Source organism: Heterorhizobium halophytocola, from assembly GCF_017873095.1.
GTDB lineage: Bacteria > Pseudomonadota > Alphaproteobacteria > Rhizobiales > Rhizobiaceae > Allorhizobium > Allorhizobium halophytocola.
In genome coordinates this window covers 140,666-157,653 of record NZ_JAGGJU010000007.1, presented here as the reverse complement: position 1 = coordinate 157,653, position 16,988 = coordinate 140,666, and the positions used below count along the sequence as shown (strand labels likewise).

Genomic DNA, 16,988 nt, shown 5'->3' with positions numbered 1-16,988 from the left:
GGACCTTCTCGACACAGGGCGCGTTGGATGACGGTAACGCCTACGGCAGTCTGGTATGCGCAGCTGCGGTGACCTGATTATGCGCACAGGCCGCAGCCGTCAACCGCTTGTCCGGATCGTCTGCGAGATCGGACCGGGATTGGCAAGGGCGACGACCATGCCGCCTCAGAATTCCGCCATCGGCGACAACGTCAATGGTCCGGCCTGTTCCAGATCCGGAAGTCCCCTGACCATCATCGCACAGCCGCCGGTCATCGCCAGCGACTCGGCGAGCCAGTCGAGGCGATCGGGGGGGAAATCGCACCTCGACAGTTTCCATCGGCAGACCGAACGCGGCGAGGAGGACATCGAGTGTCCGCACGACCGGCGACACGATGTCCAGCAGTTGCAGATGCCGGCCCTCGGTCATCCGCCAAGCGACGACGGCATCGCAATCTTCGAGCAGGCGAAGCCTGATCGTAGCGTCGAGGCTGGCATTGAGCAGGAACATTTCCGCCTGCCGTTCCACCGCGAAGCGCGCCGAAACCGGCTGCCGTGACGCAAGCATCCGCCGGATCAGAAGCACGTCCTCCCGGTCATCGAGCGACAGGTCGCGATGTCTGCCGGTCCCTTGCCCGTAGAGCGGCGCTGCCGCGCGAAAGCCGGACTGCGGCATGACCCGAAAGCCATAGGGTTCGTAGAGCGCAGGCTTGTCGGTCAGCAGGATGCCGGCTTCGAAACCCTCCCGATCGGCCCAGGAGAAGGCCCGTCGCATCAGGTCGCGGTAGAGACCCCGGCCCCGATATTCGGGCCGCACCGCACCCGACTGGAAGCCGGCGGCGCGGACATGCCGGCCAGCCACCATCAGCGGCAACGCGAAGGCGGAGAAATTGGCGACAAGCCGGCCCGCAGCATCGAAATAGCCGAGTGGCATGCTCGACGGATCCGGCCCGCCGAACCTTGATTGATGGCCGATATCGATGCCGAATATATCCCGCAGGAGATCGACGAGGGCGGCGAAGGCCCCAGGGTCGGCGAAATAATCCGTGCGGAGCGCAAGATCATCCCGCACGGCCGACCTCACACGCCGGTCGAGCCGAAGCCGCCGGCGCCGCGGGAGGTTTCGCTGGCCGTTGCCGTCTCGGCAATGCCGACCTGGACCACCGGTGCCACCACCATCTGCGCCACGCGCATACCGCGCTCGACGACGAAATCCTCGTCACCGAGATTGACCAGCAGGACCTTGACCTCGCCGCGATAGTCGCTGTCGATGGTGCCGGGCGTGTTGAGGCAGGTGATGCCGTGCTTGAAGGCAAGGCCGGAACGCGGGCGGATCTGGACCTCGAAGCCTGAGGGTATCTCGAAGATGAAGCCGGTCGGTATCAGCGCCCGCTTGCCCGGCGTCAGCACCATCGGCCTGTCGGCGGGAACGGCAGCCTTGAGGTCCATGCCGGCGGCCCCCCTGGTCTCGTAGGCGGGCAGGTCGATGCCCTCCCCGTGCGGCAGGCGGATCAGGTTTACGACAGGGCCGAGGACATCGTTCATCGGAGGGCTCCTTTGTTTGTCCGGTTGAATTGCATATTGGCCGGCGAAACGCTAGATAAGCCGCCGATCAAAAGGATTTCCTCGACCATGGCCGAAACGCTCGCAGAGGCGGTCTCCCGCCGCCGGACCTTCGCTATTATCGCCCACCCGGATGCGGGCAAGACGACGCTGACCGAAAAGCTGCTGCTGTTCGGCGGCGCGATCCAGCTGGCCGGCGAGGTCAAGGCGAAAAAGGACCGGATCCAGACGCGGTCCGACTGGATGAAGATCGAACGCGAGCGCGGCATTTCCGTGGTCACCTCGGTGATGACCTTCGAATATGACGGCAATGTCTTCAACATTCTCGACACGCCGGGCCATGAAGACTTCGCCGACGACACCTATCGGACGCTGACGGCCGTGGATGCGGCCGTCATGGTGCTCGATGCCGCCAAGGGTATCGAGCCCAGAACGCTGAAGCTGTTCGAAGTCTGCCGGATGCGCGACATTCCGATCATCACCTTCATCAACAAGATGGACCGCGAGAGCCGCGACCCGTTCGAGATCCTGGACGAGGTCGAGGAGAAGCTGGCGCTCGACACGGCGCCGATCACCTGGCCGGTCGGGCGCTCCAAGTCCTTTTGCGGCGCCTATAATCTCGCCAACAACACCTATCGCGGCAATGACGCCCAGGTCGATCCGCTGCCGGTCAACGGACCACAGAGCGTGGCCGACCATCTGCCGCAAAACGAGCGCGAGACCTTCATCGAGGAGCTGGAACTGGCCCGCGAGGCCTGCCGGCCGTTCGACCAGGCAGCGTTTCTGGAAGGCCATATGACGCCGGTCTTCTTCGGCTCGGCGCTGCGGAATTTCGGCGTGCGCGACCTGATCAACGCGCTCGGTGCCATCGCGCCGCCGCCGCGCGACCAGGTGGCCGATATCCGGACCGTGCATGCGGCCGAGGACAAGATGACCGCCTTCGTCTTCAAGATCCAGGCGAACATGGACCCCAACCACCGCGACCGCATCGCCTTTGCCCGGATCTGCTCGGGCAAGCTGGAACGCGGCATGAAGGCAAGGCTTGCCCGCACGGGCAAGCAGCTCGGACTGACGGCGCCGCAGTTCTTCTTCGCCTCGCAGCGCCAGATCGCCGACACCGCCTTTGCCGGCGACGTGGTCGGCATTCCGAACCACGGCACGCTCCGCATCGGCGACACGCTGACCGAAGGCGAGGCGCTGGTGTTCCAGGGCGTGCCGAACTTCTCGCCCGAGATCCTGCGCCGTGTCCGGCTGGAGGACGCGATGAAGGCGAAGAAGCTGAAGGAGGCGCTGCAGCAGATGGCCGAAGAAGGCGTGGTGCAGCTGTTCCAGCCGGAAGACGGTTCGCCGGCGATCGTCGGTGTGGTCGGCGCGCTGCAGCTCGACGTGCTGAAGGAGCGGCTACAGGCCGAATATGGCCTGCCGGTCTCCTTCGAGATGGCCCGCTTTTCCGTCTGCCGCTGGATTTCCGCCGACACGGCCCAGGAGCTCGACAAGTTCGTCACCGCCCGGCGCGGCGATATCTGCCGCGACCTCGACGGCGACCCGGTGTTCATGGCGCAGGACAGTTTCTCGCTGCGCTACGAGGCCGAGCGGCATCCGGCGATCAAGATGGTGGCGATCAAGGAATACAATGTCGCCAAGGCGGCCTGACCGCCACCCCTATCCATGATATTCAACGAGAAACGGGCCCGCGACGGGCCCGTTTTTTTGTGTAGTGCGCGGCACCCACGGACCGACGGCCTGCTCAGGACTTGACGGCGACGGGTGCTGCCGCATCCGTTTCATCGCGGCGGCCGCTCAGCCAGTTGGCCAGAATGGCGCCGGAGATGTTGTGCCAGACCGAGAAGATGGCGCTCGGCACGGCCGCCGCCGGCGAGAAATGGGCGGTGGCGAGGGCGGCACCGAGGCCCGAATTCTGCATGCCGACCTCGATGGCGATCGCCTTGCGCTTGGCAAGCGACAGACCGAAGACGCGGCCGGCGAAAAAGCCGATCAGATAGCCGAGACCATTGTGCAGCACGACGACGGCGAAGATCAGCAGGCCGGAGGTGGCGATCGCCCCCTTGGAGGCGGCGACGACGGCGGCGACGATCAGCACGATGCCGATGACGGAGACGAGCGGCAGCGCCGGAATGGCGGCGCGTACCACCGAGGGCACCAGCTTCTGCAGGATCACGCCGAGCGCCAGCGGCACCAGCACGACCTTGACGATGGAGAGGAACATGGCCATCGCGTCGACCGGCAGGAACTGGCTGGCGAATAGCCAGACGAGGAAGGGTGTGACGATCGGCGCGACCAGCGTGGTAACCGAGGTGCAGGCGACCGACAGCGCCACGTCGCCCTTCGACAGATAGGTCATGACATTGGACGAGGTGCCGCCCGGGCAGCAGCCGACGAGAATGACGCCGGCGGCGACTTCCGGCGTCATCGGGATCAGCATCGTCAAAAGCACGGCCAGCAGCGGCATGATGAGAAACTGCGAGACCACGCCGATCGCGACATCGAAGGGCCGGCGGGCAACTTCACGGAAGTCGTCGAGCGACAGCGTCAGGCCCATGCCGAACATGATGATCGACAGCAGCGTGACGATCCACGGCACGAACAGCTTGAAGGTGTCCGGCAAGACGAAGCCGAGAACGGCGAACAGAATGACCCAGACGGCGAAGGTCTTGCCGATAAAGGCGGAAAAGGATGCGAGAGCTTTCACGACGTCACTCCGAAACGAAACAATCTTTCGCGCGGTTTAGCCCCGACGCAATTCCTGTCAAGACCCTTGGCTACCACGACAGTACGGTTCCTAACGATTTTTGACAGAATGACTGTGCCGCCAGCTCGGACCGATGCGGTACTGGATGTTGTCGAAATCATGGGTGAAGGGGCCGGGATCGCCATTCACGTAACGTTTGAGCTCGCGAGCAAAGTCCTGGATGTCGTCATAGCGTCCATTGCGCGTGCCATAGCATGGCGGGTGGACGTGGCTGCGGTTGCCGGCCTTGAATTGCGCCTCGCTCAGATAGCCGCGGCAGGCACGGGCCCGGCGGCAAAGCGCAAGATCGCAGCTTTGCCAGAAGCCGAGATAGCCGCAGATCATCTGCATGAAACGCTGGTATTCATAATCCTTCTCGCGCTCGGTGAGAGACTGGAACTGCTCGGCGGTGAGCCACGGCAGCGTGCTGTCCGGGTCATCCAGCATCTGCAGGCGCGGCCCAGGGGTGGCTGGCATCTTCTGTCCCTTTTCGCCCGACTTTCTGCGCCGTGTCATCGTTATCCTCTCCTGTCGGCCGGCATCCGGCCATGGTTGTGCGTTGCGGCGGCCAACTGGCCGCAGATCCGATCTTCCCCAAGTCTGTCCGGCGGGGCCGGGGCATTCAGGAGGGCCACGCGACGGCGGAACCTCGGTAGAATTGTTGTAAAAACAGGCACCGCAATCGCGTGGCCTTCAGCGTTTTGCGCCGGGCTTTCCAGACCCGGCAGACCCATGCCTTGCCCCTCTGCGCGCCGGAAACCGGCGCCTGCACGGCTTGTCCGAACCGGGCATGGCTGCCCGGGGAGGGCTTTTGGAGGCCCCGCCTGCGCGGGGTCGCCAGGGCATGCGCCCCTTGCCGCCCGGCCCGCACGTTACGGGCCCGACGACAAGCGCTGGCCCCCATCTGCCCGCGACCGTCTCGCGAAACACTCCGGCGACGGAGGCAGGGGAATTGTGCGCGCGGATGGCGGGGACGTGGAAAACTCAGACGGATTATTTTCGCAAGTGTCTGGAAAGGCTGGAGGCAGGCATCGAAATTTTCCCCCGGCGCGGAGTGTGGGGTTGGGGGACGGTGGGCTGCGGATGGGGGTGGATTTTACGGTCAGGGATGCGGGCAAGGTGGTCACGCCTGGATCTTCGGGTCAAGTTGGGATCCAGAACCGGGCACGTGAGCAAAGATTCAAAGGGCTTAGATGCGCCGGCTCAGGCTGAGTTTCCGAAGCGAGAGACGGCCTGCCTGCTTTCCTGTAATCGTCGATCGCAGTGTCTTCCCACAGGGGCTGCGAACGCCATGAAACTTGCGCATATCAATCTGGTCGCCCGGGACGCGCAGGCCCTTGCCGCCTTCTATGTCGAGGTGCTCGGCTGCCGCTATCTGCGGGAGGCGAGACGGCTTTCGGGCGAACATGTCTCGCGGGGGAATGGCGTTGCGAACTCAGAGATCCTGTCCATCTGGCTCGGATTTCCGGGGCTCGACCATCCCTTCCTCGAAATCCACGAACACACGGTTCTGCTTCACCGGGGGCAGCCGCGGGTGAACGAGCCGGGATATGGGCATCTGTCGTTTCGCATGGCCGACGTCGAGACGGTGCTGGGCGAGATCCTTAGGGCAGGCGGCGCGCAGATCGGCCGGATCACGAATTTCGGGACGGCCGGTGCCCCGGCGCTCATCGCCTATGCGCGCGATCCCGAGGGCAACATACTCGAGCTGGAACAGGATTGAGGCGCGGCGCACGCGCACTTATGCTTGCTTTGGGACGCGCGGCGCGCCCGTCGTCATTGCGCGGCATCCGGGCGGGAGCTAGGGTCGGAGTTGCTGTCGGGCGCTTTGCCGGCGGCGGCATGTTTTGATGAGGAATGACGAATGGCAACGACACCACGCAGACCGGTGAACCCAATGGATGCGGCGAATGCCCTGTTCAAGCCGAAGGCGAAGACCGCGGCGCCGGCCGTGGAGCGGCCGGCCGTGCCGAGCAGCCGGGAATTGGTGTCGATCCGGATCGACAGCGATGTTCTTGCCTTCTTCCAGGAGGACGGGCCGGGCTGGCAGGACCGGATCAACGACACCCTGCGCGCGGCGATGAAGACGGCGGAATAAGGCGGGCGATCGACTCGCCCTTGCTTTAGCTGCGGGCTGTTCGGGCGGGACAGGGATCGGGCGGCTTAGCGGCAATCTGGAGTTGGGCGGTCGGCCATGTGCTGGCCGGGGGGCGACGTCCTGTCTGGCCTGTGTTCGCACACATGCGCCTGCGACCCGGAAGGTTGTGCGGTTATTCCGTTTGCGGCACCCCCCTCTGCCCTGCCGGACATCTCCCCCTCAAGGGGGGAGATCGGCTGGTGGCAACCACTCGTCATTATCCCGAGAACGCCGGCATTCGGCGTCAGGCCGGCACGGGAAAGGCCCCTTATCCGCTGTTCGGGCACCGTCTCCGCGATGGGCTTTGGGCGCCACGGCTGTGGATTTCGTAGCAGAGGGCGATGGGCGGGCCTTGGCGTGGTCGTGGGGATGATGCGTCTTGAAAGGCCCCTCCCCACAAGGGGGAGGGGTGCCTCGGGACGGCGGCGTTGGCCGTCCCAGTGACCTCAGAAAGCCTCAGGCGGCCTTCTGCGTCTCGCCATAGGGGTCGAAGCGGGTGTAGAAGGTGTCGCCCTTGGCGGCCATGTCCTTCAGCAGCGGAGTCGGCGCGAAGTGCTCTCCGTAAGTGGCGGCCAACCGTTCGCACATCTCGACGAAGGCCTTCACACCCATGCCGTCGATATAAGACAGCGTGCCACCGGTGTAAGGCGCAAAGCCGAAGCCGAGGATGGAGCCGACATCGGCCTCGCGCGGGTCGGTGACGATGCCCTCCTCGATCGTGCGGGCGGCCTCGAGCGCTATTGTGGCGAGCAGGCGTTCCTTCAACACCGTCATGTCGACGGACTCGGCCTTCTTCTGCGGGTAGAGGTCCTTCAGGCCGGGCCACAGCGACTTCTTCGCGGGTTTCGGCGGGTAGTCGTAGAAGCCCTTGGTGTTCTTGCGGCCGAGGCGGCCGAGAACGTCGACCATTTTTTCGACCAGCGCCATGTGCTCGGGCTTGACCGATTTGGGGCCGAGGTCGGCGATGGATGCCTTCATGATCTTGTAGGACAGATCGATCGCCACCTCGTCGTTGAGCGAAAGCGGGCCGACCGGCATGCCGGCGAATTTCGCCGCGTTCTCGATCATAACCGGCGGCACACCCTCGATCAGCATGTCATAGGCTTCGTTGATGTAGCGGAAGACGCAGCGGTTGACGTAGAAGCCGCGGGTGTCGTTGACGACGATCGGGGTTTTCTTGATCGCCGCGACATAGTCGAGGGCAACGGCCAGCGCCTTGTCGCCGGTCTGCTCGCCGAGGATGACCTCGGTCAGCATCATCTTTTCGACCGGCGAGAAGAAGTGGATGCCGATGAACTGGTCGCGGCGCCTGGAATTTTCCGCAAGGCCCGTGATCGGCAGGGTCGATGTGTTGGAGGCGAAGATCGAAGTTTCCGGCAGCACGGCCTCGACCGCCTCGATGACGTCCTTCTTGACCTTGCGGTCTTCGAACACGGCCTCGATGACCAGATCGGCATTGGAAAGCGCGCCGTAATCGGCCGACGGCGTGATCAGCGAGAGCAGCTTTTCGCCCTCCTCCTTGGTCATCCGGCCCTTGCCGACGGCGCCGGCGACCAAACCCTCCGAATGCGTCTTGCCCTTGGTCGCGGCGTCCATGTCGCGATCAATCAGCGTGACCGGAATGCCGGCGGCAGCCGTGACATAGGCAATCGAGGCCCCCATGAAGCCGGCGCCGACCACGCCGACATGGCGGAACTCGGTCTTGTCGATGCCGGCCGGACGGCGCGCACCCTTGCCGAGCTCCTGCATCGAGACGAAGAGCGAGCGGATCATCGAGAAGGCTTCGGTGGTCTGCAGAATCTCGGTAAAATAGCGCTGCTCGACCTTGAGACCGGTGTCGAAGGGCAGCTGCAGGCCCTCGTAGACGCATTTGAGGATGGCGAGCGCGGCCGGATAATTGCCCGCCGATTCCCGGCGCAGGATGGCGGGGGCCGCCGGCCAGAGCTGGGCTGCAGCCGGCGTCCAGATGCCGCCGCCGGGCGCCTTGAAGCCCTTGACGTCCCAAGGGGCGACCGGCTTCAGGCCGTTTGCGATCATCGCCTTGGCGGCGGCGATCAACTGGTCGGGCTCGACCACCTCGTGCACCAGGCCCATGGCCTTGGCCCGGCTCGCGGTGAGCGACTGGCCGGTCGTCATCATCTGCAAAGCGTCCTGCGCATTGGCGAGACGCGGCACGCGCTGGGTGCCGCCGGCGCCGGGGAAGATGCCGACCTTGACCTCGGGCAAGGCCATCTTCACCGACTTGGCATTCGACGCGACCCGGCCGTGGCAGGCAAGCGACAGTTCAAACGCGCCGCCCATGCAGGTGCCGTTGATGGCCGAGACCCAGGGCTTGCCATTGGTCTCGATCTTGCGCCAGAGCCAGGACATGCGCCCGGCAGCGTCGAACAGCGTCTTGACCGCGCCCTCGGGATCCTTGGCCTTTTCCTCGCCGATCATCGAGAACATGCCCTTGATCATGGTGAGATCGGCGCCACCGGAAAAGGTCTTCTTGCCGGAAGTGAAGACCACGCCCTTGACCGCGTCATCGGCGACCGTGGCATCGACGATCGCCTCGAGCTCCTCCATCACCTCGAGGGTAAACACGTTCATCGACTTGTCGGGCATGTCCCAGGTAACGAGCGCAATGCCGTCGGCGTCGGTTTCGATCTTGAAATTGGTGTAGGTGGTCATGATGGGATTCCTCTTCCCTGAAATCTGGCGATAAGCCCCTCCCTTTGTGGAGAGGGGTTGGGAGGGGATCTTTCCTCTACGAGAAGAAGACCCGCCCCGCCTGCCGGCCACCCTCCCCCACGGGGAGGGTTAAGACCCGCTCAAACCCGTTCGATGACGGTCGCCGTGCCCATGCCGGCGCCGATGCAGAGCGTGACGAGCGCGGTATTGAGATCGCGGCGTTCCAGTTCGTCGAGCACGGTGCCGAGGATCATCGCGCCGGTGGCGCCGAGCGGATGGCCCATGGCGATCGCGCCGCCGTTGACGTTGATTTTCGAATGGTGGATGTCGAAGGCCTGCATGTAGCGCAGCACGACGGCGGCGAAAGCCTCGTTGAGCTCGAAGAGGTCGATGTCGGAGACCGACATGCCGGTTCGGGCAAAGAGCTTTTCGGTGACGTCGACCGGGCCGGTCAGCATCAGGGCCGGGTCCGAGCCGATATTGGTGAAGGCGCGGATGCGGGCGCGCGGCTTCAGCCCCATGGTCTCGCCACCCGCCTTCGAGCCGATCAGGACGGCGGCGGCGCCATCGACGATGCCGGACGAATTGCCGGCATGGTGGACATAGTTGATCTTCTCGATTTCCGGATGGGCCATGATGCCGACGGCCTCGAAGCCGCCCATCTCGCCGGGCATCTGGAAGGAGGGATTGAGGCCTGCCAGCGACTGCATGTCGGTGGTGGGGCGCATGTGCTCGTCCCTCGCCAGGATCACCAGGCCGTTCTGGTCCTTCACCGGGATGACCGAACGGTCGAAATAGCCGGCCTCCCAGGCATGGCCGGCCCGCTTCTGACTTTCGACCGCGTAAGCGTCGACGTCATCGCGGGAAAAGCCGTATTTCGTGGCGATCAGGTCCGCCGACACGCCTTGCGGCATGAAATAGGCGGGAAAATTGACCGAGGGATCCATGTACCAGGCACCGCCCGACATGCCCATGCCGACCCGCGACATGCTTTCCACGCCCCCGGCGACGACGATGTCGTCGGAGCCGGCCATGACCTTGCCGGCGGCGAAATTGACCGCGTCGAGGCCGGACGCGCAGAAGCGCGAGATCTGCATGCCCGGCGCCTTGTTGGAATAGCCCGCCTCGAAGGCCGCAGCCTTGGGGATGACGGCGCCGGCATCCATCACCGGATCGACGCAGCCCATGATGATGTCGTCGACATTGGCGGTGTCGAGGCCGTTGCGGTCGCGCAGGGCCTCAAGGGTCTTGGCGGCGAGGCGCACCGAGGGAACCTCGTGCAACGATCCGTCCTTCTTGCCGCGCCCGCGGGGCGTGCGCACATGGTCGTAAATGAAGACGTCTGTCATATCGGTTTCTCTCCCTTCGGCGCTAGGCGCGCCTTGAAATTTCTGGTTTGCCGGGACGACGAGGACCTTGGATGAAATCCCCTGCCCGACCCTCCCACAAGGGGGAGGGAGAATGTCGTACTTGCCGCCCCTGACATATGCACCCGCAGACAGCGCCACTCCCCCCAAAGGCGCGCTCGCTTGCCCGAACGCTCGCGGGGCTCTGTCAGCCCTCTCCCCCTTTGTGGGGAGGGGTCCTCCTCAGAACGCCTCGGCGGCCATTTCCATCATCGTGTCGGCACCGGTCTCGATGCGGGTCTTGCGCAGCGCGGTTTCCGGAAGGATGCGCTCCATGTAGAATTTGCCGGTCAACAGCTTGTTCTTGTAGAAGTCGGCATCGCCGGTGCCCGATTCAAGCGCCTCGTTGGCAGCCTTTGCCATCTTGGCCCACATGTAGCCGAGCACGACGAGGCCGAAAAGATGCATGTAGTCGGTGGAGCCCGCGCCGGCATTGTCGGGCTTGGCCATGGCGTTCTGCATGAACCACATGGTCGCCGCCTGCAGGTCGTTCAGGCCCTTTTTCAGGCTCTTGGTATAAACCACCATGGCGTCGTCGGCACGATTTTCCTCGCAGAAGTCGCCGATCTCCTTGAACAGCGCCATAACCGCACGGCCGCCGTTCAGGCCGAGCTTGCGGCCCACCAGATCCAGAGCCTGGATGCCGTTGGCACCCTCGTAGATCATCGCGATGCGGGCATCGCGGACATACTGGCTCATGCCGTGTTCTTCGATATAGCCGTGGCCGCCATAGACCTGCTGGGCCATGACCGCGTGGTCGAAGCCCTTGTCGGTCAGGACACCCTTCAGGATCGGCGTCATCAGGCCGAGCAGGTCGTCCGCCACCTGCCGGTCCTTGTCGTCGCCCGAGCGATGGGCAATGTCGGACTGCAGCGCGGTCCAGAGCGTAAACGCGCGGCCGGCTTCGTTGAAGGCGCGGATCGTCAGCAGCGCGCGGCGAATGTCGGGATGGACGATCAGCGGATCGGCCTTCTTGTCCGGGCTCTTGGCACCGGAAAGCGCGCGGCCCTGGATCCGTTCGCGGGCATAGTCGGCGGCATTCTGGTAGGCGATTTCGGCAACCGACAGGCCCTGCAGGCCGACGCCGAGACGCGCCTCGTTCATCATCACGAACATGGCCGAGAGGCCCTTGTTCTCGGCGCCGATCAGGAAGCCCGTGGCCTCGTCATAGTTCATCACGCAGGTTGCATTGCCGTGAATGCCCATCTTCTCCTCGATGGCGCCGCAGGTGACTGCATTGCGTTCGCCGAGAGACCCGTCGTCGCCGACCATGAATTTCGGCACGATGAACAGCGAAATGCCCTTGGTGCCTTCCGGCGCACCCTCGATACGGGCCAGCACCAGATGGACGATATTGTCGGTCATCGGGTGCTCGCCAGCCGAGATGAAGATCTTCTGGCCGGAAATCTTGTAGGAGCCGTCCCCTTGAGGAACCGCCTTGGTGCGCAGCAGGCCGAGATCGGTGCCGCAATGCGGCTCCGTCAGGTTCATCGTGCCGGACCATGTGCCCTCGACCATTTTCGGCAGATAGGTCTCCTTCTGGGCGTCGGAACCGTGGACAAGGATCGCCGCGATCGCGCCCTGGGTCAGGCCCGGATACATCATCAGCGCCATGTTGGCGGACGACATGTATTCGCCGACGGCCGCATGCAGCGTGTAGGGAAGCCCCTGCCCGCCATACTGTTCCGGCACGGCAAGGCCCAGCCAGCCGCTCTGGCAATAGGCATCATAGGCTTCCTTGAAGCCTTTGGGCACAGCGACCGTGCCGTCGTCATTGCGGGTGCAGCCTTCCTGGTCGCCCGACAGGTTGACCGGGAACAGCTGCTCTTCGGCAAGCTTTGCCGCCTCGCCGACGATCGCCTCGATCATGTCCGGCGTCGCATCCTCAAAACCGGGAAGGTTGTGATAGCGATCAAGCCGCAGCACGTTGTTAAGGACGAAAAGCGTATCGTTGGCTGGCGCCTTGTAGATCGGCATGGGTGAAATTCCTCCGCAATTCCCTCGGGGCCCCCAGGACCCGGACAATCATGAGTGCATAAAATATTGACGTTTGCGTAAACGTCAATCGCTAACTCGAACATATCGCGCCGGCCGGGATCACTTCTCGGCGAAAGCTTTGCTGCACGGGCGCGACGTACGCGTCCTGCTTTCGCGAATCTTAAAATCGCCCACCCGGATTAACGGGTTATTTACCACGTTTCCTCAATGGTTAGCGACAAGGTGACACGAGATGGAGATTCGGGCTTTCGCGCCCTCGCCGTTTCGCTGCCAACCGCATGGACCACGAACAGGACTCCGCGTCGGCCAGACCGTGGAAGCGAGCGTAAGAGATGAACCAATCGCGATCAAATCCCCCCCGTCCGGAGCAATCGTCTTCGCTGGAAGCGCTAAGCCGCACCATCGAGGGCCTTGAGGCCCGCATCGAGGGACTGATGTCGAACGGTCAGCGCGACACGCGCGGTCATCCCAACCCCAACCCTGCCCGCGCTCCGGCAGAGCGCGAGCCGGGCTATGGCCGGGAGGCCCTCGGCCGCGACCATGACAGCCCGCGCGATCCGCTGGCGGAAATCCGCGAGCGGCAGCGCATGCTGGAATCGATCCGCGCGACGCAGGCCGCCGCCGCCGCACGGGCAAGCCTTGCCGCCCGGGCACCGGCCCAGCCGGCCACACCGGCCTATCCCTCCCCGACACATTCCCAGCCGGCGCAGGCCGCCTATCCGCAGCCGGCCCATCCGCAGGCACAGCCGCATTACCAGCAGCCGGCGCACCCTTCTGCGCAGGCTCCCGCCCAGCCCTACAACCCGGCCCAGGCCCAGCCCGCGCTGTCGACCATGCAGGGCGAGGCGCTGATCCGGGAAATCACCGAGGCGCTGTCCGGCCTCAAGCACGACCTGAAGGCGGAGATCTCCGACGGGCTTGCGCATGAGCTCGGCCAGATGCGCACGGAAATGCAGAGCCTGAAAAGCTTTGCCGCCGGCCAGCGCAGCGACGACGGTGTGCAGGAAGACCTGGCGCGGCTGGCCGAACGCGTGGCGGCCATCAGCCATTCCGGCGGCGCCGCGGCGGATGGCCTGCGTGACGACTTCGAGCAGTTGCGGGCGCTGATGGACGGGCTTGCCCGCGAGGAATCGCTGCGCGAGATGGAGACCCGCTGGACGGATCTCGAAATCCAGATGACCCATTTCGACCCCGGCGCGATGCGCGAGGAACTGGGTCGCATGGCGCTGCGGCTCGAAGACGTCAAGCAGCAGCTGAGCACGATGAGCGACAGCCGCTCGGTGCGGGCGCTGGAAGACAAGCTGATTGCGGTCGCCACGGCACTCGAACAGATCGGCGCGCGGGCAAACCCCTCCGAAGACGCGTTTCGCGACCAGTTTGCCGGCCTCGACCTGAGGCTCGACGAGATCACCCGGGCGATCGTCGCCGGCAAGCACACCGCATCCGAGCAGGATGACGGAATGCTGCTGCGCATCGACGAGCGGCTGAGCGGCATGGCGCTGCAGATCGAATCGCTGGCCCATCCGACGGATCAGGACGTGGCGAGCGAGGAGCTGTTGCGGCGCATCGAGATGCTCGCCAACCGCATGGAAGAACTCTCCGGCGCGCCCGACATCCAGCGTCTCGAACAGCGCATCGAAAGCCTGACCCAGATCGTTTCCGACGCCCAGCCGGTGTCGATGCCGCCCGAATTCATCGATGCACTGGCAGATCTGTCGGCCAAGATCGACGGGCTCGGCGGCAGTGCCGTCGACGACGGCCTGGCCATGCGTCTCGACCGGCTGGCCCGGATGATCGAGGAGATGGAAGAACGCCAGCAGCCGGCTTTCGACGACACGATCCTGCGCCGCCTCGACGACCGCATGGCCGAGATTGCGGGCCGCCTGGACGAAACGATGAGCGCGCCGGCCGGCGACAGCGCTGCCCTGCGCGGCCTGGAAGACCAGATCTCCAACCTGTCGCGGCTGCTGAGCGAAAATCCACAGGGCGGCGGCGAAGGCTCGCCCGAGATGAACGATCGGGTATCGGCGCTCGAAGACTATATGGCGACGAGCGACGAATACATCATCGAGGCCGCCCGCCAGGCAGCCGAGGCGGTGATGGCCAATTTCGCCCATGATGCCTCGCGCATGGGGTCGCCGCCATCGGGCGCCGATCTCGAAACCGTGGCTGCGCTGGCCCAGAGCCTGCGCCATCTGGAAAGCATCAGCCGTGACAGCGAGGAGCGCAACCAGCGCACCCTGGACAGCCTGAAGGAAACCCTGCTCGACATCGCCGACCGGCTGGACCGTGTGCATACCGACAGCCTGGCGGCTCCCCAGGGCTTTGCCACGGCTCCGATCGAACGGGACGCAGCACCGGCAACCGCCGCGAAGGCACCGGCAACCGCCGACAGTCCTGCCGTGCTGGCCGACACCATGGAAGACACGCTGGTGGCCGACCGAATCGGCGGCAGCGACGAACTGGAGGTCGAGGCGACCAAGGCGGCGCCGAAGCCGAGCCTGCTTGCCAGCCTCAACCGCAAGCTTCGTCCCTCCCCCAAGGTGACCGCGCCGGAGAGTGCCGACGCCGGCCCGACAGGCCTTGCGGTCTCGGACCATCCGGCGGCCGATCACCGGTCATCCGACAATCTCGCTCCCGAGCGGCAGTCGATAGACCCGAGCCCCTCCATCGATCCGGTCGATATGGTCCCGAGCGAGGAGGACAACGTGCTGCTGGAGCCGGGCTCCGGGGCCCCGGATGTGCGCAAGATCCTCGAGCGGGTGCGTGCCGCCAGCAACCAGGGCGAACTGTCTGCCAAGGGCGAAGGTGAACGCACCGACTATATCGCAGCGGCCCGCCGCGCCGCACAGGCCGCGGCCCAGGAAGCCGTGCGCACGCCGGCATCCGGCAGCAGCAAGGGCGCCAAGGGGGACGGCACCTCTCTGTTTGCCCGCTATCGCCGCCCGCTGCTGATGGCCGCCGGCGCCGTGCTGCTGGTGCTGATGGCCATGCCGCTGGTCAAGTCGCTGACCCATGGCGACAAGGCGGAGGCTCCGGCCGCGCCGGCAATTGCCGAACCGGCCGACAGCAAGGCTTCGGTCGACGCGACCCCGGCGGTAAACACGACGGCTGCGCCGCAGGCAACTGCAGACAGCAAGGTTGAAAACCTGGACAAGGCGCCGGCGCTGAACCTGCAAAGCAGCGATGCGGCACCCGGCTTTACCGATGCCGGGCCGCTGCCGGACGCGCTGATCCCGGCGTCCGGCGCCGATGGCGCGGCGATGTCGAGCCAGGCTCCCAACGAACAGGCCGAGGTAGCGAGCGACAGCGACGGCGATCTTGCCGGCGACGGCGTCAGCGAGCCGGCTGCAGAGACGGCGCAGGCCGAGACCCCGGCGCTTCGCACCCCGCCGGCAACGCAGGACATGGCAGCGGCAAGCGCACCGGCCGCAACGGATCCCTCGCTTGCCGCAATCAGCCCGCCCTCGCTCGCCAAGGCCGCGCAGGACGGCGATCCGAAAGCCATGTTCGAGGTCGCCGCCCGCTACAGCGAAGGCCGCGGCGTCGACATCAATCTGGCAACGGCCGCAAGCTGGTATCAGCGCGCCGCCGAGAAGGGTCTGGCCCCGGCCGAATATCGCTTGGCCAATCTCTACGAAAAGGGCAGCGGCGTCCCCCGCGACATCGACAAGGCGCGTGACTACTACGAGAAGGCGGCGATCAAGGGCAATGCCAGCGCCATGCACAATCTGGCGGTGCTCTATGCCTCCGGCTCGATCGGCACGCAGAACTACGAAAAGGCGGCCGAATGGTTCGAGAAGGCAGCCCAGACCGGGATCACCGACAGCCAGTTCAACCTCGCCATTCTCTATGCCCGCGGCAATGGCGTGCAGCCGGACCTGACGGACAGCTACAAATGGTTCTCGATCGCTGCCAATGACGGCGACAAGGACGCAGCGCAAAAGCGCGACGAACTTGCGGCCAAGCTGAAGCCGGAAGAACTGAAGACGATGAAGGCTGCCGTGGCGGCGTGGAAGCCGACACCGCTCGACCCCGATGCCAATGCCGTCGACCTGCCGGACGAATGGGTCGGCAAGTCGGTGAAGACCTCCAGCGTCGACATGACCCGGGTGGTTCGCAACGTTCAGGGCATCCTCAACAATAACGGTTTCGACGCCGGCGCGCCGGACGGAATCATCGGCGCCAAGACGATTGCGGCGATCAAGGCATTCCAGACCTCCGTCGGCCAGACGCCGAGCGGACGGATCGACGACGACCTGGTCAAGGAGCTGCTCGCCCGCAACAAATAAGGCGTTCGGCTGGACCTTAAAAAACCAATGCCGCAATGCGGTGCGGAATTGACTCGGCTGGCCGAGAAGCGCATGAAAATAGCGATGTCCATGAAACCTTTCGCATGAGGCCGGACATCGCCCCCAGCCAAGGACTGCTCATGATTACGGCAGTTTAGCGGTGCCGCGGTTCACCGGATCGCGATCAATTT

Annotated in this window: 11 protein-coding genes; 4 read left to right on the top strand and 7 right to left on the bottom strand. The window is 64.8% G+C overall.

The window, feature by feature from the left end; genetic code table 11:
• Positions 1 to 40 precede the first annotated feature (40 nt).
• Positions 41 to 1,051 carry a GNAT family N-acetyltransferase gene (locus J2Z17_RS14010; RefSeq protein WP_342454406.1) on the bottom strand — a complete coding sequence of 337 codons (1,011 nt, stop codon included), beginning with the start codon at positions 1,049 to 1,051 and terminating at the stop codon, positions 41 to 43.
• An 8-nt stretch (positions 1,052 to 1,059) separates the two neighbouring features.
• On the bottom strand, positions 1,060 to 1,524 hold the full coding sequence (gene dut, locus J2Z17_RS14005; protein WP_209946039.1) for a dUTP diphosphatase: 465 nt from the start codon (positions 1,522 to 1,524) through the stop codon (positions 1,060 to 1,062).
• Between the two features lie 87 nt (positions 1,525 to 1,611).
• On the opposite strand from dut, the gene J2Z17_RS14000 reads away from it, so the two are divergent.
• On the top strand, positions 1,612 to 3,195 hold the full coding sequence (locus J2Z17_RS14000; RefSeq protein WP_209946037.1) for a peptide chain release factor 3: 1,584 nt from the start codon (positions 1,612 to 1,614) through the stop codon (positions 3,193 to 3,195).
• Between the two features lie 94 nt (positions 3,196 to 3,289).
• Here the strand turns inward: J2Z17_RS14000 and J2Z17_RS13995 are convergent, their stop codons facing one another.
• Both J2Z17_RS13995 and J2Z17_RS13990 read right to left on the bottom strand, forming a co-directional pair.
• Positions 3,290 to 4,252 (bottom strand): bile acid:sodium symporter family protein, encoded by a 963-nt coding sequence (locus tag J2Z17_RS13995; RefSeq protein ID WP_209946035.1) that lies wholly within the window; start codon positions 4,250 to 4,252, stop codon positions 3,290 to 3,292.
• A 90-nt stretch (positions 4,253 to 4,342) separates the two neighbouring features.
• Positions 4,343 to 4,807, bottom strand: coding sequence for a hypothetical protein (locus tag J2Z17_RS13990; protein ID WP_209946033.1), 465 nt, complete (start codon positions 4,805 to 4,807; stop codon positions 4,343 to 4,345).
• Positions 4,808 to 5,582: 775 nt separating this feature from the next.
• Between J2Z17_RS13990 and J2Z17_RS13985 the strand changes: the two genes are divergently transcribed.
• A complete protein-coding gene (locus J2Z17_RS13985) occupies positions 5,583 to 6,014 on the top strand; it encodes a VOC family protein (protein ID WP_209946031.1) in 432 nt (143 codons plus the stop codon).
• 141 nt (positions 6,015 to 6,155) lie between these two features.
• Positions 6,156 to 6,389, top strand: a complete 234-nt coding sequence (locus J2Z17_RS13980) for a BrnA antitoxin family protein (protein WP_209946030.1) — start codon at positions 6,156 to 6,158, stop codon at positions 6,387 to 6,389.
• Between the two features lie 495 nt (positions 6,390 to 6,884).
• Here the strand turns inward: J2Z17_RS13980 and J2Z17_RS13975 are convergent, their stop codons facing one another.
• The 3 genes from J2Z17_RS13975 to J2Z17_RS13965 all read right to left on the bottom strand — a co-directional run bounded on the left by J2Z17_RS13975 (position 6,885) and on the right by J2Z17_RS13965 (position 12,484).
• The gene (locus tag J2Z17_RS13975; RefSeq protein WP_209946028.1) at positions 6,885 to 9,101 is read right to left on the bottom strand and encodes an FAD-dependent oxidoreductase; all 2,217 of its coding nucleotides are present in this window, start codon (positions 9,099 to 9,101) and stop codon (positions 6,885 to 6,887) included.
• A 140-nt stretch (positions 9,102 to 9,241) separates the two neighbouring features.
• Entirely contained in the window at positions 9,242 to 10,450 is a 1,209-nt protein-coding gene (locus J2Z17_RS13970; protein ID WP_209946026.1) for an acetyl-CoA C-acetyltransferase, read from the bottom strand.
• 240 nt (positions 10,451 to 10,690) lie between these two features.
• A complete protein-coding gene (locus J2Z17_RS13965; RefSeq protein ID WP_209946023.1) occupies positions 10,691 to 12,484 on the bottom strand; it encodes an acyl-CoA dehydrogenase C-terminal domain-containing protein in 1,794 nt (597 codons plus the stop codon).
• A gap of 353 nt (positions 12,485 to 12,837) precedes the next feature.
• Between J2Z17_RS13965 and J2Z17_RS13960 the strand changes: the two genes are divergently transcribed.
• Positions 12,838 to 16,797: a peptidoglycan-binding protein gene (locus J2Z17_RS13960; protein WP_209946021.1), complete on the top strand. Its 3,960-nt coding sequence runs from the start codon at positions 12,838 to 12,840 to the stop codon at positions 16,795 to 16,797.
• Positions 16,798 to 16,988: the final 191 nt, after the last annotated feature.